The organism is Rubritalea profundi (assembly GCF_002954445.1).
GTDB lineage: Bacteria > Verrucomicrobiota > Verrucomicrobiia > Verrucomicrobiales > Akkermansiaceae > Rubritalea > Rubritalea profundi.
Genome location: NZ_MQWA01000001.1, coordinates 2,346,926 through 2,366,090, shown reverse-complemented (window position 1 = coordinate 2,366,090; position 19,165 = coordinate 2,346,926). Strand labels below are relative to the sequence as shown.

At 47.4% G+C, this 19,165-nt stretch carries 15 protein-coding genes and 2 pseudogenes; 8 read left to right on the top strand and 9 right to left on the bottom strand.

Annotated features, from left to right (window positions below):
- Positions 1-99 precede the first annotated feature (99 nt).
- The 3 genes from BSZ32_RS18860 to BSZ32_RS10260 all read left to right on the top strand — a co-directional run bounded on the left by BSZ32_RS18860 (position 100) and on the right by BSZ32_RS10260 (position 1,171).
- Positions 100-246, top strand: coding sequence for a hypothetical protein (locus tag BSZ32_RS18860; protein ID WP_165788775.1), 147 nt, complete (start codon positions 100-102; stop codon positions 244-246).
- A gap of 212 nt (positions 247-458) precedes the next feature.
- Positions 459-824 (top strand): hypothetical protein, encoded by a 366-nt coding sequence (locus BSZ32_RS10265; protein ID WP_129589711.1) that lies wholly within the window; start codon positions 459-461, stop codon positions 822-824.
- On the top strand, positions 821-1,171 hold the full coding sequence (locus tag BSZ32_RS10260) for a hypothetical protein (RefSeq protein WP_105043323.1): 351 nt from the start codon (positions 821-823) through the stop codon (positions 1,169-1,171). Before BSZ32_RS10265 ends, BSZ32_RS10260 begins: the two co-directional genes overlap by 4 nt.
- 97 nt (positions 1,172-1,268) lie before the next feature.
- Here BSZ32_RS10260 and rpiB read toward each other — a convergent pair whose 3' ends face one another.
- On the bottom strand, positions 1,269-2,942 hold the full coding sequence (gene rpiB, locus BSZ32_RS10255; RefSeq protein ID WP_105043322.1) for a ribose 5-phosphate isomerase B: 1,674 nt from the start codon (positions 2,940-2,942) through the stop codon (positions 1,269-1,271).
- A gap of 604 nt (positions 2,943-3,546) precedes the next feature.
- Positions 3,547-3,927 (bottom strand): OsmC family protein, encoded by a 381-nt coding sequence (locus BSZ32_RS10250; protein ID WP_206018811.1) that lies wholly within the window; start codon positions 3,925-3,927, stop codon positions 3,547-3,549.
- Between the two features lie 537 nt (positions 3,928-4,464).
- On the opposite strand from BSZ32_RS10250, the pseudogene arsB reads away from it, so the two are divergent.
- From arsB to BSZ32_RS10230, 4 genes and pseudogenes are all read left to right on the top strand, one after another.
- Positions 4,465-5,505, top strand: a pseudogene (gene arsB, locus BSZ32_RS20355) (ACR3 family arsenite efflux transporter).
- 201 nt (positions 5,506-5,706) lie between these two features.
- Positions 5,707-7,173 (top strand): SDR family oxidoreductase, encoded by a 1,467-nt coding sequence (locus BSZ32_RS10240; RefSeq protein ID WP_105043321.1) that lies wholly within the window; start codon positions 5,707-5,709, stop codon positions 7,171-7,173.
- Positions 7,174-7,283: 110 nt separating this feature from the next.
- The gene (locus BSZ32_RS10235; RefSeq protein WP_165788774.1) at positions 7,284-8,930 is read left to right on the top strand and encodes a maltoporin; all 1,647 of its coding nucleotides are present in this window, start codon (positions 7,284-7,286) and stop codon (positions 8,928-8,930) included.
- Between the two features lie 92 nt (positions 8,931-9,022).
- A complete protein-coding gene (locus BSZ32_RS10230; RefSeq protein WP_129589709.1) occupies positions 9,023-9,553 on the top strand; it encodes a hypothetical protein in 531 nt (176 codons plus the stop codon).
- 444 nt (positions 9,554-9,997) lie between these two features.
- On the opposite strand, the gene proB is transcribed toward BSZ32_RS10230, so the two are convergent.
- The 4 genes from proB to BSZ32_RS10210 all read right to left on the bottom strand — a co-directional run bounded on the left by proB (position 9,998) and on the right by BSZ32_RS10210 (position 14,061).
- The gene (proB, locus tag BSZ32_RS10225) at positions 9,998-11,086 is read right to left on the bottom strand and encodes a glutamate 5-kinase (protein WP_105043318.1); all 1,089 of its coding nucleotides are present in this window, start codon (positions 11,084-11,086) and stop codon (positions 9,998-10,000) included.
- A 752-nt stretch (positions 11,087-11,838) separates the two neighbouring features.
- Positions 11,839-12,369, bottom strand: a complete 531-nt coding sequence (locus BSZ32_RS10220) for a transposase (protein ID WP_105043317.1) — start codon at positions 12,367-12,369, stop codon at positions 11,839-11,841.
- 404 nt (positions 12,370-12,773) lie between these two features.
- Entirely contained in the window at positions 12,774-13,052 is a 279-nt protein-coding gene (locus BSZ32_RS10215) for an HTH domain-containing protein (protein WP_105043316.1), read from the bottom strand.
- Positions 13,053-13,374: 322 nt separating this feature from the next.
- Entirely contained in the window at positions 13,375-14,061 is a 687-nt protein-coding gene (locus tag BSZ32_RS10210; protein WP_105043315.1) for a type 1 glutamine amidotransferase domain-containing protein, read from the bottom strand.
- 906 nt (positions 14,062-14,967) lie between these two features.
- Between BSZ32_RS10210 and BSZ32_RS10205 the strand changes: the two genes are divergently transcribed.
- A complete protein-coding gene (locus BSZ32_RS10205; RefSeq protein ID WP_105043314.1) occupies positions 14,968-15,201 on the top strand; it encodes a ribbon-helix-helix protein, CopG family in 234 nt (77 codons plus the stop codon).
- A gap of 622 nt (positions 15,202-15,823) precedes the next feature.
- Here the strand turns inward: BSZ32_RS10205 and BSZ32_RS10195 are convergent.
- The 3 genes and pseudogenes from BSZ32_RS10195 to BSZ32_RS19325 all read right to left on the bottom strand — a co-directional run.
- Entirely contained in the window at positions 15,824-17,956 is a 2,133-nt protein-coding gene (locus BSZ32_RS10195; RefSeq protein WP_165788773.1) for an amidohydrolase family protein, read from the bottom strand.
- A gap of 242 nt (positions 17,957-18,198) precedes the next feature.
- Positions 18,199-18,699 (bottom strand): fasciclin domain-containing protein, encoded by a 501-nt coding sequence (locus BSZ32_RS10190; RefSeq protein ID WP_105043312.1) that lies wholly within the window; start codon positions 18,697-18,699, stop codon positions 18,199-18,201.
- Positions 18,700-18,980: 281 nt separating this feature from the next.
- Positions 18,981-19,165: pseudogene (locus BSZ32_RS19325) on the bottom strand (hypothetical protein); the annotation flags it as partial.

Sequence of the window (19,165 nt, the reverse complement as noted above, 5' to 3'; positions counted from 1 at the left end):
TTCCCTCGCATCAAAATCACGACTGTGAATACTGTGACATCATTGCTCGGCGCTCACACCTCGCTGACAATGAATCACATCTAAACGCTTGATTATATTATGACCAATAAATTCCGCAGTGTCTATACGGCCCTTGCATTTGTCTCCTTAGCCATACCGGCTCAAGCGGAGACAATAACCTCAGCTCAACGCGAACAGCTCAGTAAAGCACTCGATGCTCTTATCAATAAGAGTAAATCCACCTAATCTCACGCCAGGCGACCGCCTACAGAGCCTATAAAAGTGCACTTAGCTCCAACTCGGCAGCATACGACCTCTATCTCAATTGTGTAGAAAAAGTCGATTTCCTCGATTCGGGAAAAAAATCCAGCGACTTCCGCGCTTGGAAAAAAGCTCAGAAAGAAAAAATTTCAGACCCAGGATTCCGTTTGGCTCTGCGCCACCAACTCAATTGGCTCGTGCTCACACTCGAAGCATCGCGAAACGAAGAAGAAGACTACGCTGCCCTCTCCCTCAAAGCTCGGACCGCAATCTCCAATATCTTCGACGACACTAAAAGCTTGGAAGGCTACCAATCGATACTCAGAAAAGACGTCCTCAGCTCAGTCTTTGCCAAGGCCTACGGCTTTGGCAGCTACAAAGTGAACGAATGGCCAACCTCCCCGCTGAACCTTGTACAAGTTTACGAGCAAGTAGTCTTCCCCCCCTCCGTACCCCACAAAAAGCCGCCACTCTCCGTTCTGCCTGGAAGGAACGCATTAGCTACCAAGAACAAAGTATTGAGCACTGGGCACCTAAGCCGAAGTCCAAGACTATTGGTATGAAGAAGAACCTCAAGCCGCCTGCTTACAATAAGTTTATCGAGATCGAAAAACCCAAACTCATCTGGAAGATGGAAATGGACGTTTACACAGCTGGAGATGAATACGGTGCTGCCTCCAGAATGCTCACTCACCTCTCACGCAACATCAGCCACAACAGCGCCCCTGATTGGGCTAAAGAACTTACCGAGCTCATCGATCCTCCTGCAGAAGAATACCTAGCAGATAGCCCCACGCCCGTGCCTGGTCCCGTGCCACAAGTATCCCCTAGCCCAACACTTAAACCAACGGTTACGAGCCCCTCGCCGAGTACAAATAAAGGCAGCTACATCGAACTCCCACTAAACTGAAGCGCATTTCGACCAACAGGCCTGGTAACTCAATAAAAAAGCCTCCACTCAGAAATCTGAGCGGAGGCTTTCTATTAGATCTTGTCTGCTAATGCGATTAGCGAGGAAGTGGGAACGCGCGGTTGAAGTCGTAAACTTCATTACGGATCTCTTCCAGCTTAGCTTCGTCTTCGCGGTCTTCGATTGCAGCGTGGATGAGGTCAGCCACCTTGATGACGTCTTCCTCCTTCATGCCACGTGTCGTGACTGCTGGAGTACCAATACGGATGCCGCTTGGCTTGAATGGCCCAGCAGTGTCGAACGGAATGGAGTTTTTGTTGACTGTGATACCTGCTTCATCGAGCGCGGTGGAAACGATGGATCCATCGAGACCAATTGGACGGAAATCCATCAAGAAAAGATGGTTGTCTGTACCACCAGAAACGATGCGGTAACCGTGCTCAGCAAGACGTCCAGCCATTGCTTGCGCATTCTTTACTACCTGCACTGAGTAATCCTTAAACTCTGGCTTGAGCGCCTCGCCAAAGCAAATTGCCTTGCCTGCGATCACGTGCATCAGTGGTCCACCTTGGATGCCTGGGAATACTGTGGAGTCGATTTTCTTAGCGTGCTCTGCCTTACAGAGAATCACACCACCACGAGGTCCGCGGAGCGACTTATGCGTTGTAGATGTCACGAAATCTGCGTGTGGAACTGGGTTCGGGTGAACCCCTGCAGCAACCAGACCGGCGATGTGTGCCATGTCTACGAACAGATAAGCTCCCACCTTCTTTGCGATCTGCCCCATCCGCTCGAAATCGATTTCACGTGGGTAAGCTGATGCGCCTGTTGTGATCAGTGCTGGCTGGAATTCGACTGCTGCAGCCTCGAGAGCGTCGTAGTCGATACGCTCGTCAACTTCGCTCACACCGTAGTGTTGCACTTCGTAGAACTTACCGGAAAAGTTAGCTTTGTGACCGTGTGTAAGGTGTCCACCGTGCGCTAGATCCATTGTCAGGATCTTGTCGCCAGGCTTGAGCACTGAGAAATACACTGCTGTGTTTGCCTGTGAGCCAGAGTGTGGCTGCACGTTTGCGTGGTCTGCACCGAAGAGTTCCTTGAGACGATCGATCGCGACTTTTTCCACCACGTCGACATTCTCACAACCACCGTACCAACGGCGACCTGGGTAACCTTCTGCGTACTTGTTAGTGAGGAGGCCGCCTTGGGCTTCCTGCACTGCAAGTGAAGTAAAGTTCTCAGACGCGATCAACTCGATGTTGTTACGCTGACGAAGACCTTCTTCTTGGATGGCTTCAAAAATGGCCGGGTCAGACACTGCAATTGCGCTGCCGCTTGCTTTAGTGACACGCGCTTCGTGGCGGCCACCTTCGAACTTAGTGTCGAGAAATGCTTCAACCATCGCGATAGCAGTAGCTTCATCCACGTGCTTCTGGCCGAGGCAAAGGATGTTGGCATCATTGTGTTCACGTGCAGCCACTGTGTCTTCCACAGTCTGCACATTCACTGCGCGCACTCCGATGAAGCGGTTGGCTGCCATGCTGACACCAACACCAGATGTGCAACAAAGTACGCCGCAATCAAATTGCTGCTGGCTCACTTCGATGGCTACTTCGTTCGCAAAGTCTGCATAATCAACAGAATCTTTGGAATGGGTGCCGTAGTCTGCGACTTCATGACCGAGGGACATGAGGTGGCGCGCAACAGCGTCTTTAAGGTCTACTCCGCCGTGGTCGGCGCCGATAGCAATGCGGTATCTGGATTCACTCATAACTGTCTGTATAAAGTTGGGTTTGGCTCACAGCGACTTTCCTTATGTTGGCCAAAAACGCAACCGCCAAATGAGTTCTGATACGCTTTTTTCCAAGCCTAATCAAATCACGCCCAACAATAGCGTCCTGACCTCATTCTCCCGGCATGCAGTCCCATCCCCAGCCCTTTAAGTCATTGAACCGAAAAAGCACGTACTAACACCACATAGAGAAACTGAGAACAAATTGTTCCTTGCCCACACGATCTTGCAGGAAATCCTGACCAACGATGCGTGAAACCACGTGATAATTTGCAGAACGATCTTGCACTCCTCTACCCACGGCGCCAATAAACGCGCTTTCGACATATCTGCATACCTATCGTGTTCAGCGCCCTCAAATACTGTTTTTCAGATAGATTAGGTTTTACTCGATTTCGACAATAACTTTCAAGGGGACGGGATTCGTTAGCATGTCGAAGACTGGGGATCTTCGGACGAGTTCCTCCACTTTTGCCTGATCGGCATCACCCTTGACTTTGAATTTTACGCGCACTTCCTGATAGCCTTTGCGTACCTTGGGGTCTAGGCCAAGAAAGCCGTGTAGATCCAGATCTCCTTCGTATTAGGACTGGATGCTCTCTATTTTAATATCCTCTGCCGCTGCGTGGTAGGCCAGAGTCGTCGTCATGCAACCGGAGAGTGCAGCAAGAAGATACTCAACGGGGTTGGGTCCTCTGTCATTTCCGAGCAGTACAGGGGGCTCATCTAGTGTGCAGACGAAATCTTTTTCACGATTGATCGTCTGGCAAGCACCGTCGTAGCTGTTGATTCTCGCCTCGTTCAGGCCACAGTTTTGCCATCGATTTGTAAGGCGGAACTGAAATGCCGCGATGTCGGGATTTCCTTTAATGGCTCGGATGGTTGCACCGAGCTTGGTCACGTTCATGCCATTGACAATTTTTTCCTGTTCGGGAGCTTCTGCGGTACTGGTATTGTCCTTCATGGGATTAGTAGGGTTGGGCTGGTCGTGATGTCACCTCAAACTTAACTGACCAGTAAGTTAAGCTTAGGTTTAGGTTTAGGTTTAGGTTTAAGATTGAACCACCGGAGTGACTCCGATGCCCCCTTTTGTGTCACAGGAGCCTGCTTTGGCGCATTTGGGTAAACACTATAACGTCGCTTCGGCTTTGAAGGAACCTCCACCATCAGATGGAAATGGTTCGTCATGACACAGTAGGTCAATACCCGCACTCCGTAGAACTCTTCGGACATACGCATCAACCGCACAAACTGACGATCCACAACACGCGAAATAACGCGGTGTGACGAGGACTGCACATCGGCCCAGGGTGACAACTGATATGAGCGGGGGGGTCTCATAACAAGCAACTTACCATGACCCACCACCGCCGTCGACTTACTTCCCCTTTAAAAGGCCTTGCTGTCCCCTTAAATGAATCCCCTTCACAGCCGCCCCTTTAAATGTCAACGAAAGAGATAATCGACTCTTCTCATGCTCCTTGTTACTAATAACATAATAATGAGTACTCATAAGGACACCGCTATTAACTTCTTCGAGAAATACCTAACAGCATGGGTCGTCTTGTGTATGGCCGCGGGTATTTTGATTGGGCAGTTTCTTCCGGCCGTACCCGAGCTTTTAGAGAAAATGGAATACGCCAATGTTTCCATCCCTGTTGCCGTTCTGATCTGGATCATGATCTACCCGATGATGATGAAAGTCGATTTTCAAAGCGTCAAACGAGTTAGGGAACCCCCCCAAGGTCTATTTCTTAACTGGATCGTCAACTGGTTGATCAAGCCCTTCACCATGTTTGGCATCGCCTGACTATTCTTCTATGTGCTCTTTAAGACTCTGATGCCAGCTGATTTGGCCAAAGACTATCTTACTGGAGCTGTATTGTTAGCCGCCGCCCCCTTCACAGCAATGGTGTGCGTCTGGAGCCACCTCACCAAAGGAAATCCAGCTTACACGGTGGTCCAAGTCGCGACCAATGATCTGATCATCCTCATCGCCTTTGTGCCCATCGTTAAATTCTTACTAGGCATCAGTGATGTACACGTTCCGTGGGACACCCTTTTTCCTCTCCGTCGTCCTCTTCGTGGTCGTCCCTCTCTGTGCTGGTATTCTCACCCGAAATCACATACTCAAAACGAAAGGGGTAAACTATTTTAAGCATCAATTTCTTCCCAAATTTGGAAATATCACGATTCTTGGCCTCCTTCTCACACTGATCATCATCTTCTCATTCCAAGGAGATGTTATCATCGCCTACCCGGCACACATCGGACTTATCGCGGTACCGCTAATTCTCCAGACTGTCTTGATTTTCTCCATCGCCTACCTCGGTGCAAAGGCTCTCCAACTGCCTCACAGTGTCGCAGCTCCTGCAACATGATTGGTGCATCTAACTTTTTTGAACTGGCTGTCGCCGTCGCTATCGCGCTCTTTGGAACGAGCTCACCTGTGGCTCTTGTCACTATTGTCGGCGTATTGGTAGAGGTTCCCATCATGCTCGCTCTAGTCAGCTTCGCCAACCGCACTAAGGGATGGTTTTAAAACGAGCCCGAAGAGTCAGCCTAGTAAAGTAAGCAAAGGCCTGCATCCCCGCCGCATCACACTTGCAGGGCGGTCGTCAGCTGGTTTATAGACCCTTTATAGAAAAGAGATTTGGAGGAGAATTGTTGAAAACAAAAGGATGCGCGACTTCCTCTTAAATATTGTCTCTCTGATAGGTTTGTGCTGTGCTAGCATAAGCTCATGCGAGTACTTGTGACTGGAGCTAATGGATACATTGGCCTACGACTAATCCCCCAATTGTTAGAATCTGGGTACTCTGTTATCGCGATGGTTCGAAACAAGAACCGCTTTCCTATTCAGAACTTTGAATCGTGGAAGCTACAACTTGTCCTCATTGAAGGAGACTTTCTGAAGCCTGAAAGCTTACCGAATTGTGACTACCTCCCAAAAATCGACGCTGCCTACTACTTATTGCATTCCATGGGCGCGGGCAAAGACTTCCCTGACCAAGAAAAGAGCTGTGCTCGTAATTTTACAGAATGGCTGTCCCCCGCTCATTTAGGCCAGGTTGTCTATTTAGGTGGAATATCTCCGCACGGATCAACTCTCTCCGAGCATCTAGAATCTAGAGCGGAGGTCGCGCGCATTCTCGAGACTGGAAATGCTCCACTGACCACTCTGCGTGCCTCTATCATCGTTGGATCCGGCAGTGCATCATTTGAAATAATTCGCGACCTAGTTGAAAAACTTCCCGTCATGTCTACACCAAAGTGGACACGTACAAAATGTCAACCTATCGCAATACGTAATGTCACTGGCTACTTGTTAGGGGTCATCGATCCCAAACTGAGGCAACATTTCTTTAATGGCACTTTCGATATTGGAGGACCACAAGTTCTCACCTACCAGACCATGTTAGAGGATTATGCGGAAGTCCGAGGATTGAGGCGCTTTATCGTGCCAGTACCCTTTTTAAGCCCCAGGCTATCAGCCTATTGGCTCTATTTCATGACAGCAACTAGTTTTCCTCTGGCTAGGGCTTTGGTGAGCTCATTGCACATTGAAACCACCTGCGAAGAATCGAACATAGAAGAGCTCATCCCCCAACAACTACTGGGTTACAAAGAGTCGATCCGGCTAGCACTCTCTGTCATCGCCCAAAACCGCGTACCATCAGTTTGGTTCAACTCCTTAGCCTCCGGCAAGGTTGACTCCCGGCACATTTGCAATATTCAGATTCCTGAGCACGGCGTACTACAAGACCTCAGAGAGTCTTCACTGCACACAACTCGCGAAGAGGTCATTGCTGCAGTTTGGAAATTAGGCGGGGAATTAGGATGGCCTAGTATGGATTGGGCATGGCGGCTCAGAGGCCTTTTGGACAAATGTGTGGGTGGATCAGGCATGCGCCGAGGGCGTCGTGATCCACACGAACTCAGTACTGGTGATGCACTAGACTTCTGGAGAGTCATTCTTGCTGATGAAGAAGCTGGGAGGCTGATACTTTTTGCTGAAATGAAACTCCCCGGTGAGGCCTGGCTTGAGTTCAGCGTAGGCCCCACCTCTATTAAACAACGTGCCGTATTTCGCCCTCGCGGGCTCTTTGGTAGAATCTACTGGATATGCATCTTTCCCTTCCACCTCATCATCTTCCCACGCATGCTGAAACAACTTTCCTACGGTTGGAAAAAGAAAAACCAACTATAAACCCTTCTCAACCGGCTGACATCCTGGCTCCTTTTATTGCTTACTGGTATCTTCTTGCTAGCAGGTAGTGACTGCTTCTGCTGCAGTTTTTGAAACTCCAAACGATGAATATGTTTGCCTCCTCCCTTGTTTACCTGTTAATGGTATCTACTGTGTATTTATTTAATCCTCAAATAAAGAAAGCTGAAGTGCTACGACGTTGCTTACGTAGAGGGTCATTTTTATTATGCTTCACGGCACCTCTTGTTCATGCTGCCGAGGCTGAGCAAGACAGCCTTATCGAGATCAAAGATGAAATTGATCAGCTCAAGAACTCGTATGAGGACCGCATAGCCAAACTTGAGACTCGTCTACTCGAAATTGAGAAGAAGGAGCGCGCCGACGCCCAAAAAATTGAGCGTGTAGAAAAGCAAGTCCAAGCAACTTCTGCAGTGGCTGTCCATAATACAGCAAAACTCAAAACTGTGAAGGAGGACTTAACTGAGTCCAATGCTAAGATGATCAAGCTGGAACTCGAAGACAACGAGATCACTCGCGGGTTCACATTCAGTGGCTATTTTCGTTCTGGTATTGGCACCGACGATAGCGGAAATTCGTTGGAGGCATTCAAAGCTCCCAACTCACAATCCAAATTTCGTTTGGGCAACGAAGCTGAAACCTATGTTGAGACTGCATTTGGCTACACCTTCCCAGAACTCGACTTACCTGATGGAGTCGAGTTTTCCATCGGTCTAAGGCCCTCGTACTCGGTCCCTAATGCAAACTCCGCGAAGTCGACCTTTTCTTGGCGTGAAGCGTATGCCCAAGCTAAAGGAGTCTGGGCTGGACAAAAGAAAGCGACATTTTGGGCTGGTCAGCGGTTCTATGGCCGTTTCGATGTGCACATGACTGATTTTTACTACCTAGACATGAGTGGCTTTGGTGGTGGAGTTGAGAACATCGAGCTTGGGGATATCGGTGACCTCTCGATTGCATGGCTCGGTGGAAGTATTGATAAATTAGACAGCAACGGTAGTACCGAGCTGAATGGTGTTAGTGGTAAAAACAGTTTAGACATCAGGCTTTCTGATCTTTCAGTCCCTGGAGGAAAAGGGATGATTTGGTTAGATCTTGCTGATGTGAAAGACAGCTTAAAACCAAATGGCAGCAATGTTCAAATCGAAGGGGCTGCTGGAGCTGCAATTGGCTTTCTACATGAATCAAAAGGCTTCTTCGGAGGCACAAACAGGGCCATGGTCCAATACGGTGTGGGCGCTGCTGCAAACTTTAAAGCTACCGAGCCAGATTATAGCGGGATAGCCCCACCGAGTGACCAAGATCCACTTAAAATCGACTATTCAGACGTGAAGCACTTCAGGTTTGTCAATGACCTAGTGGTCCGCCCATCTGACCAATGGAGCATGCAGGCTACTACGGTTTATGATAGCTTTGATACAGGAGTGGCTCAAAGCGGGCAAGTAGACTGGTTCTCGCTTGGTCTGAGGCCGGTGTATCACCTCAATGATTACTTTTCGCTGGCACTAGAAGCTGGAGTTGACCACACACGCCAAAAGGGCGGAGATTCCGGTGAAGTCTATAAGATTACTTTTGCTCCACAAATCTCGCCGGGTAAAGACCACTTTTCTCGGCCATCACTAAGGCTTTTTGTTACCTATGCAGCCTGGAGCGACGAGTTCATCGGAAAAGTTTCCCCTCAGAATTATGGCGGGGACTCCCAAGGTTTGAACATCGGTGTGCAAGCTGAAGCGTGGTGGTAACCTCTAGGAAATTTAGCTTCCTCTAATTGCTATTTCACTATTCTACTACTCCCTATTTGATGATTATGATCCGCCCCATACTATGCCTAATTTTGAGCATCCTCACTGCTCCATTGTCCATTGCCGCAGATAGAGCACCCGCCTCCATCGATAAAACAGGCATGCAGTTTCCGGTGCACACCTTTAGCAATCTCGCTAAACAAAAGAAGAAAATCCCCGACGAACTTAGTGGTGACCACAAGCTCATGATCGTGGCATTTCAGCGCAATCACCAACAACTTGTCGACACTTGGTTTGCCGCCGGAGACTCACTTGAACTAGCCTACAACAAACCTGGCAAGCTGTTCCGATACTATGAAATTCCCACTATTTATAAAATGGGATTTCTCGGGAGGTCATTCTTAAACATGGGGATGCGTAGTGGGGTGAAAGCCCAGGCAGCGAGAGAGCGAACGTTCACCATCTACATAGACAAAGCTCCATTTAAGAAGAGATTGCAGATACCTAACGAAACCGACATTCATTTATTCCTACTCAATAACACAGGTAAAGTACTCTGGCGCTGTCAGGGTAAACACTCCCCAAAAAATGAAAAGTCGCTCAGGCAGTTTCTGAAAAAGTAAAACCGTTAGCCCTATAGGCCCATCATTCCAGTCGACACACTTATCCCGTAAAAGGTCCATCCCCACAAATGAAGACAGAAGTGGTCGAAGAGTCAAACTGGAAAGAGAATGCTAGCTCAGTTCATGGTACTGGCTTATAACCTTCTTCTGAGGATGCGATATCATACTGAAGAGATTAAGGTCTCGAAGTGGAAACAATCATCAAAAAAAGTGAGCTGTGCTGGGATCCGACAAAGAAGGATTATGCAGATGCTGAGAAGTTGGTACCGACATGGCTCGAAAAGTTTCGAAGAATCACTCAGGTGAGTGTGAAATTTATTCGCTGGCGGCGAGCACTATTCACACGGGAATGCTCGCGGGATGTACCCCTGAAGCTATTAGACTATAAATACAGCCTAAAATAGGCCGCTATTTTTTGCCATTGATCTCTCAAAAGGCTGTGCGTTAGAGGATGGCTATGTCGTTTTTGTGCACGATGTCTGGCCGCGTGTTGTAGCCAAGGACCGAAAATATGTCGGGTTTTCGGTTCTGTATTAGGGCCTGAACTTCGTGATGGTTAAAGGCCACTATGCCACGAGCAAACTCGTTTTTGCCACTTGTGATAGAAATAATGTCTCCGCGCCCGAACGTGCCGACGGCGTCGATGATGTCAGCTGGCAATATGCTGCGCACGCTTTGTAGGGAGGTGACGGTTTCCGGGGAAATCTCCACGGATCCTTGGATGTCCAAACTGGTGGCAATCCAGAGATGACGGGCATTTTCCGGCGTGGTGCCGGATTGGATAGTCGTGTGCAGCGTGAGGTCTTCGATCGCGTTGCGGATGGGTAATTCACCATGTCCTGTTGTGATGTGAGTGGTGCAGCCGGAGGCTGAAGCTATCTCAGCTGCCAAAAGCTTGGTGACCATGCCGCCTGTGCCCGGCCCGGTCGCGCCGCCCGCAAGGTCGAAAATGCTTTCGTTCAAGGTCTCGATCTTCTCAACGATGTTTTTATCCCTGTCCCAAAGTCCGTCGACGTCGGTGAGAATGACGAGCTCGTCGGCTTCAACGAGCTGCGCTACTTTTGCCGAGAGTCGGTCATTGTCGCCCACACGCAGGTGCTTGGTGGCGACTGTGTCGTTTTCGTTGACGATGGGAATGGTGCCTTGGCTCAGCAACTCTTCGAGCGTATCCTCAGCGTTGAGAAAGCGTTTACGGTCTTCGAAATCGTGTAGGGTTATAAGAATTTGGGCGGTGCGTAGGTCGTGCTCCGCTGCGAAATTTTGATAGGCCGCCATAAGGACGGGTTGTCCGAGGGCTGCCGAGGCCTGTTTTTGAGCCAGCGTCAGGTCGGTGCCACTTGGAATACCACTGTAGCGGCGGCCGAGGGCGACGGAGCCGGACGACACAAGCACCATCTTGTGTCCTTGATTATGGTAGAACGCAATATCGTTCATTAGATGATAGATAAAGTCCATGCGGAGCCTCCCTGAGAATTCGTCTACGAGAAGGCTGGATCCGATTTTAACGACTATGGTTTTTGATTCTTTCAACATGAACTTTGGTCACGGGCTTAGGTGCCTTCGACGTGGATAATATCTCGATCGAATGGCTTGTCAAACACTCGCTGGGTCAGCATTTAAGGGCTTATTGCCTAATAAGTAAGGACACTCTAACTTACTCAGAGCTATGAGTGAAAAAACATTAATAAATGCACAATGGAAATGCGGGTAATATATACTAGCATTGTGAGGCTTTATTAGTCTGTCTGCTTATTTTCACTCGACTTCCCCGACCTCTATTAGATCATAAGCCAGTATGCAAAAGGCGATCTCTCCAGAGAACTTCAGAAACGAGAAGCGCAGCTAATCGTAGGTGAAATGATGCTGGAATCTGACATTTCTTGTTTATCGATTCATGACGGATTGAGGTGCAAAGCTAGTGAAGCCGAAAGATGCGCGGCAGAACTCAGCCGACGATTCAAAGCTAAATTGGGAATCACCCCACAACTGATATGAATGATCACACTACACGAGGAAAATTGAGTTGAAGGTTGTAGAGCTAAGCCAGTGGTGAAATTCCTTGAGTCTGCTTCGATGACCTGAGTCTTTTGAATGGCAATCAGCTAGATTCAAAATATCTTCAAGGCCGAGTCGGAACAGGCTTTTGCGCTTTGTTGCCGCAGAGGTTTTCTGCTCCAAGGATCGAAGATGACACCCCCACGCAAAGCTCAATAGAAAGGCCATTGTAAGGATACCAAAGAGCTTTTCAAGCTTGGCTTGGATTGGTCATGTGGCTGGCTTCAAGGTCAAAATCCCTTTTTCTTTAAATGCCCCAAAAGCCTCTCAATCCCCCACCGTAAACTGTAGAGACTCAGTGCCTCCTTGCCTGTAAATCGATTGCTAATAATGAGTAAATGACTTGTTCGTTCGTCCTTTTTCATTGGCTTACAAGCAAAGAACAGTTCGAGTCCAAAGACAGTTTGTAACCTCTGAGATTTACGACCACGGCGAGTTGCTAATTCCAAGGCTGAAAAACTTCCTACAAGCGTGTTTTTCTTGATACGAACAACATAGCCGACTCCTTTGCTATCGAGCCAAGAGAGCCACTCTTTACCCACAAACTCCCGATTCATAGTCAAGACCTTGATGTCTTTTGCGGGGATGATCTTGAGTAGCTTCTTTGTCAGGGAAATACGCTGAGCCGTGTCAGAGTTCCCTCGTTTCGTTTTAGCTGGGAGGACTTTCCAAATGATCGGAATAGAAACCTTTCCTGCAATAATGGCGATAGCTAAGAAGTTGATATCTTTGCGTCCAAATTGCCAGTTTGTACGATCCATCGCCAACACGAACCCAGCTGAAGGCTTAGGTATACGACTAAGAATGAACCTAGAAACAGACGAAAGTCATAGTGAGAAATTAAGAACAAAGTCTTGGAATCGCCTATAGCGACTTTCGTTAGAGCAGGACTTTCCGTCGGAGGTGGTGGCTAGTAAAGTGAGGTTAGCAGTGCGATGTCTCAGTACCGCACTAATGAGCACAGATAAGCATTTGAGTCGGGCTAGATTACAGCTAAGGTCCTTTTCGAGGGCCTGGATGATTTTGGTATTAGGCACCCAAATTTTGAAGGGCCCTCACCTAAGTCAAGGTTATCCGTCACTTTGTGACTATTTATCAACAGGTTACGGGTTACATTTTCCTCGTGTAGTGTGATGCTCTGATAGAGCAGATAAGGTCTATCCCCTTAAATCTTTTGGCCCCACTTGCCCTTTGGGAACCTTTTACTTTTTTTGAGCCTATAAACACCTTTTTCATAACCACCTTTACCATCCTTTATTTTGCTGAAGAAAGGCTTCTTTGTCTTCGATTCCTTAGATAATGCAGCTGACAGAAGAGTTGGTAAGTCCTTGATTTCAGACTCTGAACAGAGTTCCATCTCATGTGCTATTGTCGCCATATCATTCACGTGTAGAAGACCGCCTTTGGCCTCTAGAACATTTTTTGCGATTTCGAGTGGTTTCATATTTTTATGTTAACGTATTAGATCACTTGCCCCTAGCTGATACTAGATCTTTAGCTGGCCATCACAAGGTGTCGTAGAATGCTTACCACTCTTACTTCAATTTGTCGGAAATCCAGACAAAAGAGATCAAGTCACTAAGACTCTCAACCCGTGCGTAAGAGCTGATCGTAGTTGATTAACCGATATTTAAATTTTGGGATTTTTAAGAATGTTATCAGTCTGCTTTGGTGGACTCCCCCCAGCTTGAACAATACCCAGTATCCCCCACCGTATGCCTAGTGTCGTATACGGTAATACCTTAAAAGGCCTGTCTCCTTAAATGTTAGTTTCCTGGAAACAGTAGCTTAAGAATCTCTATTGCCACGGCTTTAGAAGAAGCTGGGTTTTGGCCTGTAATGAGATTGCCATCAACAATAGCATACGGCAGCCAGTCACCCAATTTTGTATACTCGCCACCAAGTTTCTTTAGTTCATCCTCCACTAAGAATGGGACAACGTCGGTCAGTTGAACGGCTTCCTCTTCGGTATTTGTAAATCCCGTTACTTTTTTCCCTTTCACCAAAGGATCACCATTAGGAGCTTTGGCTTTAAGGAGCACCCCAGAAGCGTGGCAAACTGTAGCTACAGGCTTGTTAGCTGCAAACATATGCTCTATCACAGCAATTGAATCACTATCGTTAGCCAAATCCCAGAGTGGTCCGTGCCCTCCAGGATAAAGTACAGCATCAAACTCTTCAGCATCGATTTCAGACAATTTGGATGTATTATCTAGAGCGTGTTGTGCTTTGGGGTCATTCTTGAAACGTTCCGTTGCCGCTGTCTGGAAATCAGGTTCATCGCTCTTTGGGTCTAAGGGCGGCTGTCCTCCTTTCGGGGAAGCAAGTGTGACATTAGTACCGGCATCAATTAGAGTATAATAAGGCGAAGCAAACTCCTCTAGCCAGAACCCAGTTTTGAGACCTGTGTTACCAAGTTTGTCGTGGGATGTTAGTATAATTAGTATTTTCATAGGGCACGTTATTATCGGAAATAAGTACACTACTTGTCTTAAAGAATTGAGGCAAGTAGCATTAATAGCAAAGGTCCGAGTAATCTTAGATGGCTGCGCAAGAATTTGTCTGTAAAAGTGGGTTTGGGTCAGACTGAAGGTTTTCGAATTTAGTTGTTTGGGGTGAGAGTTCGATAGATTTCTCCAGTTTCCCAGCCTTCGGATATTTCCATATGGATAGGAGGCCTGGCCCCATTTGCAGTAAATGCAGTAAAAAGTTCTGTATCCTTAAATGAGTAACTACTCATTCTTATTTGCATCAACCTCCTGTTAGGAGCAGATAGATTTTTTTAACAATAAAGAAAACAATCATCGCACCGATGATTAAACAACTTGGTCATATATGGTATCCGAATATTTTCATGATTATATGTTTTAATGTATTGTGGTGAGGGCTGACTTTTAGACAGTCACTAAAAATAAGAGTCTTCATTTTGAACTTTATTCCTATATGAAAAATAAAATAAGAATTGAGTTGGAATGATCTTGTAGCCACAACCATTAATAGGACTGGGGTTTCTGTAACTTCGCTGAAAGATCTCGTTGGGCTAGTCCAGCACACGCTCGAAGGTCGAAATGAGCCTCACGGTAGGCAACGACAATTGATCTGAATGGGGCGTTGCTGAGAGTCACGGGAATTACATATATCGACAGACTATTTACGATACTGCCGTATCATGCGTACTCGGCTGTCGTTAGGGGATTTATAGAAAGGTGACCAGAAGCAAAGCTGTTGAAGACAAAGGGATGCGCTACCTCCCCTAAAATATTGTCTGTCGAGTAGATCTTTAAATGCGTAAAATGCATCAGGCGCTGAAGAGTGTTGAAGTTCATTGAATGAATCCATCCCATGGACTATATAGAACTATGCCGAATTTTAAACCGAAGCTCGATACGCTCAGACGTAATCGCCAGGTAAGCGCCGCCCATCGCAAGGCACCTGAACCCACTCAAGTTGCCAAGGGACTCGATAAGCGCTGCAGAAAGCTGGTGATCAAACTCACGCACGCTGAAGAGGAAATCTTAGAGCAACGCGTCAATGACACAGGCGTCAAAAATAAAAGCGAACTCATCAGACGCGCTTTAGGCTTTAAGGCCTAAGATCACGGCTCAGCATCAGCCTTCCGCTCCGCCAACATTTTTTCCTTTATGAGGTCACCATTTACACTTTCCGTAACGGTCAGTTAGATTATCCTAAAGGCTTCTTCCTTAGGTCTCGTAGGCAATACATCTTGGCTTCTCGGACCTGTCGCAGCTTCCTGGCTCCAGTCGTTCGTTTCACATACTTCTCTGGTAGCTTCTCCTTCATTCCGCTGAAAAATTTGTCTACAAACTCGCGGCTACCTTGCGTGCCATTCAGGCCTAGCCCTTTTTACATACATCATAGATTCGCTTACGTTTGGAATTGCACCATTGGTCTAGCACAGAAGAAGGCAGAACCTTTTTCAAAAATCATCGACAATCCAGAGATAGTAGTCGACCACATTGTTGGACTTTATCTTGAAAAAGAGCTTGAGCTGATCTCTTAGTGCTGCCAAAAAGGTGAGAGGAAAAGCCTGTCAGAAATGGTTGTTTTTTGTTCACATATTAAGGAATCATAGACAGGATTTTCCTAACAGCTAAACCGCCGATAACTCCCCTTAAGTCCGTGCCATTCAGACCTGGCCCTTTTTACACTTTTTACATAATTATTAGCGCACTACTCAACCAGCTGAATACAGCATCACTCACTTGAGCGTAAAGTCGCTACCACTTCGGTCTCAACAAAAAGCTCCAACTCGTTGCCGTGCACATGAAATTTGTCTACCGAAGCCATCACTTTAGTGAATTCTTTTTCGAGCTTCATGAGTTCGGGGGGGCCGGCCATCTCAGTACTGATGAGCCGCCCCATGATAACCGCGTCGTTGACCAGAGCGTAGCTGCCATTGAGTCGATTGACACCGCCAAACATGGCAAGCTTACCTCCAGAGAACTTCATGGTGGGAGGTCTCTTCGCAGTGATCTTCGTACCGTTGAGCGTCACCAGCGTCCACATTTTATTGGCTGCTGAATTCACGTCGGCCATGTCACAGACGTGAGCCTGCCAAGAGTAAGTCTTATCGGATGCAGCAGCTATAGGCGTCTTACTATCAGCTGGTGCAGGGTAGATAGTCGTTCCCTCTTTGATCGTCTCGACAACCTTAATATCCTTGATCTCCATCGGATCGACCTTAAGCGGGTCTTTACTCAGGATCACCAAGTCAGCGAGCTTGCCAACCTCAAGAGTGCCCTTGCGATCTTGCTCATCATACTGTTCAGCAGTCCATTCGGTCATCGCTTTAAGACCTTCGAAGGGGGTCACTCGTTGATCCGCTCCGATTGTGGCGCCGCCACGGGAAATGCGGTTCACGGCAGACGAAAGCATCATCATCTGGTCAAGCGGGGCAACCACAAAGTCGGTGTGATTGCTCGGGCGCAGACCTGCGTCTATGGCATCGCGCATTGGCGAGAGATACATTGCTTGTTTCTTGCCACGGTTTGCTATGTGCGCCTCTGCGAAATAGAAGGTGTGGAGGGTGTAGAAGGATGGCCGCACCTTGTATTTGACGAACTTGGGAATGTGATCCTTGCGCATGAATTGCGTGTGGATTGTCGTGACGTTCCAATCCTTGCTGTAGTCGCCGTCGCGAGCGAATTCATAAGCAGTAAGGAAGGCGTCGATGGCAGCGTCACCATTGCAGTGAAGCAGTAGAGGTACGTTCATCTCGTAAACTTTTTTAACCATCTTGTTGGCTAGGTCCTGTGGAAAGGTCGGCTCTCCGCTCCAGTTCTTTTCCCCGCCGGGGCCGCCAGTGAGATAGGGTGTTGTGAAGAATGCCGTGCGCCCTTGCGGCGAACCATCGACGGTGATTTTCACCCCACCGACCTTGAATCGATTCTCATACTTGGTCCATTTCTCCAATGGATGTTCGGCTAGAACTTTGTCAACATCGGTGATGAACGGGTAGGCGACAATATCGATGATGTTTGCGCCTGCATCGCTCGCTCTCTTGATCGTTTGAAATTGGGCCAAATGTGTAGCTCCCTCGTGAGCAGTGGTTATGCCAGATTGGGCATAGAGCATCTGTCCGGCCCGGCTCGAATCGATCTCCTGCTGAGCAGTCATTGGCTCAGATTTGGCCATCACTGGCAGGAAGGCTGTTTCCATGATTAGGCCCCACGGTTCTTTGGAGCCAGGCTTGCGAACAATCACTCCGCCTGGAGGAGTTTCCGTAGCAGCACTGATGTCGTAGTATTTCAGCGCGAGACTATTCATCACTGCACCATGCATCGAAACGTGCTCGATACGCACAGGGTTGTTCGGGAAGGCCTCATCCAGATCACCGCGATTGAGTAGTCGCCCGTTCGGCATCACGGTGTCATCGTAACCGTAACCCATGATCATTTCTCCCTTCGGAATTTTACGCTCACTCGCGAACCGCTTCAGTTCGGCAATGATGCTCGGTACATCCTTACCCGAGCCGGAAGGTGGTGCGTAGAGTTTGCACTGGTTAGCTACCAACAAGGAATTGATGTAGTGACTGTGACCGTCCAGGAACCCTGGAAGCAAAGCCCGACCGTCGAGGTCGATGACCTTGGTCGCATCACCTTTCATGGCGAGAGCCTCCACCTCGGTTCCCACCAAGGAAATTTTTCCATCAGTCACGGAAATTGCTTCGACGTATGTCGGCTTGTCACCAGCCATGGTGAGGATGGAACCATTCATGTAAATGCTATCTGCATCCTCTGCAGTTAGAACCGTCACCGTAAGTAAACTGCTGCAGGTCACAGCAATGAGGGATCTAATAAACTTCACTTTTCTTATCTGAGTTTTCATTTTTTTATCTGGATTAAATCGCTTGTAGTCGGCAAGGCTTCGTCACAGTAGAGATTTGCATGTGCTAACATCTTCAACTATTGACAATAGCGTATCACTAAAAATGCGGTGCCGCTATTTTTTGTTATGATTTCGTATAGATAAGAAAGCGACAGAATTTCTGCCCTGATTTACACGTACTATCACACAAAAAAGGATGCTATATTAAGTAGCATCCTCTGATTATTTTTCACCCTATACAATTAGGGTTGAATCACTTTATCGATCACGTGGATCACTCCATTTTCTCCCACAATATCAGTTTTTATTACTTTGGCGCCATCTACCATGACTGTGCCATCAATCACTTTGATTTCAAATTCAGTACCCTGCAACGTTTTTACTTTCATGGGCTTGACATCTTTGGCCATGACCTTGCCTGAGATAACGTGGTACTTGAGAATAGCTGCTAATTTAGCTTTATTCTCGGGCTTTAGAAGATTTTCTAATACACCTTTAGGTAAGGCTTTAAATGCATCATTCGTAGGTGCAAATATAGTGAAGGGTCCGTCACTACTCAAAGCTTTAACTAAATCCGCAGCTTTAACCGCCGCCACGAGAGTGCTGAAATCATCATTACTTGCTGCAATTTCTACTACCGTTGGCATCGCCTTTTTTTCTCCATGATGATCCGCACTTGCCGTAGCGTTCATCATAAAAATTCCAGCTAGTGGCAGACCTACATATTTTACTATATTTTTCATTGTCTTATTTGGTTTGGTTTCACTAAAACCACGCACAATACACGCGGGCATCCAATAAATTCGTCCAATACTCGATAAGGTCAAATCATTTTGTCCATTTTTTGTTTACTTTAAATCCTTTAATATATTGACCGTATATCTAGAGGGGATTTCAAACAAAAACTGACACCTCGCATCACTTCCTCTTTAAAAGAACAGCACGTTTGAATGCACAGCAGGTCAACCTATCCCGTAGTTCGTGCGATAAAGTCTGACGCTTCGTTTCGTAACGGTCAGTTAGATTAGCCTAAAGGCTTCTTCCTTAGGTCTCGTAGGCAATACATCTTGGCTTCTCGGACCTGTCGCAGCTTCCTGGCTCCAGTCGTTCGTTTCACATACTTCTCTGGTTGCTTCTCCTTCATTTTGTTGAAAAATTTGTCTACAAAATCGCGGCTACCTAGAACAACACCATCGGTGAAGTAACGCA

Bases quoted from the DNA above. Each gene is read 5' to 3' on its own strand.
- BSZ32_RS18860 (WP_165788775.1), top strand. From the start codon at position 100: ATGACCAATAAATTCCGCAGTGTCTATACGGCCCTTGCATTTGTCTCC.
- BSZ32_RS10260 (WP_105043323.1), top strand. From the start codon at position 821: ATGAAGAAGAACCTCAAGCCGCCTGCTTACAATAAGTTTATCGAGATC.
- rpiB (WP_105043322.1), bottom strand. From the start codon at position 2,942: ATGAGTGAATCCAGATACCGCATTGCTATCGGCGCCGACCACGGCGGA.
- BSZ32_RS10250 (WP_206018811.1), bottom strand. From the start codon at position 3,927: ATGAAGGACAATACCAGTACCGCAGAAGCTCCCGAACAGGAAAAAATT.
- BSZ32_RS10240 (WP_105043321.1), top strand. From the start codon at position 5,707: ATGCGAGTACTTGTGACTGGAGCTAATGGATACATTGGCCTACGACTA.
- BSZ32_RS10235 (WP_165788774.1), top strand. From the start codon at position 7,284: ATGTTTGCCTCCTCCCTTGTTTACCTGTTAATGGTATCTACTGTGTAT.
- proB (WP_105043318.1), bottom strand. From the start codon at position 11,086: ATGTTGAAAGAATCAAAAACCATAGTCGTTAAAATCGGATCCAGCCTT.
- BSZ32_RS10220 (WP_105043317.1), bottom strand. From the start codon at position 12,369: ATGGATCGTACAAACTGGCAATTTGGACGCAAAGATATCAACTTCTTA.
- BSZ32_RS10215 (WP_105043316.1), bottom strand. From the start codon at position 13,052: ATGAAACCACTCGAAATCGCAAAAAATGTTCTAGAGGCCAAAGGCGGT.
- BSZ32_RS10210 (WP_105043315.1), bottom strand. From the start codon at position 14,061: ATGAAAATACTAATTATACTAACATCCCACGACAAACTTGGTAACACA.
- BSZ32_RS10205 (WP_105043314.1), top strand. From the start codon at position 14,968: ATGCCGAATTTTAAACCGAAGCTCGATACGCTCAGACGTAATCGCCAG.
- BSZ32_RS10195 (WP_165788773.1), bottom strand. From the start codon at position 17,956: ATGAAAACTCAGATAAGAAAAGTGAAGTTTATTAGATCCCTCATTGCT.
- BSZ32_RS10190 (WP_105043312.1), bottom strand. From the start codon at position 18,699: ATGAAAAATATAGTAAAATATGTAGGTCTGCCACTAGCTGGAATTTTT.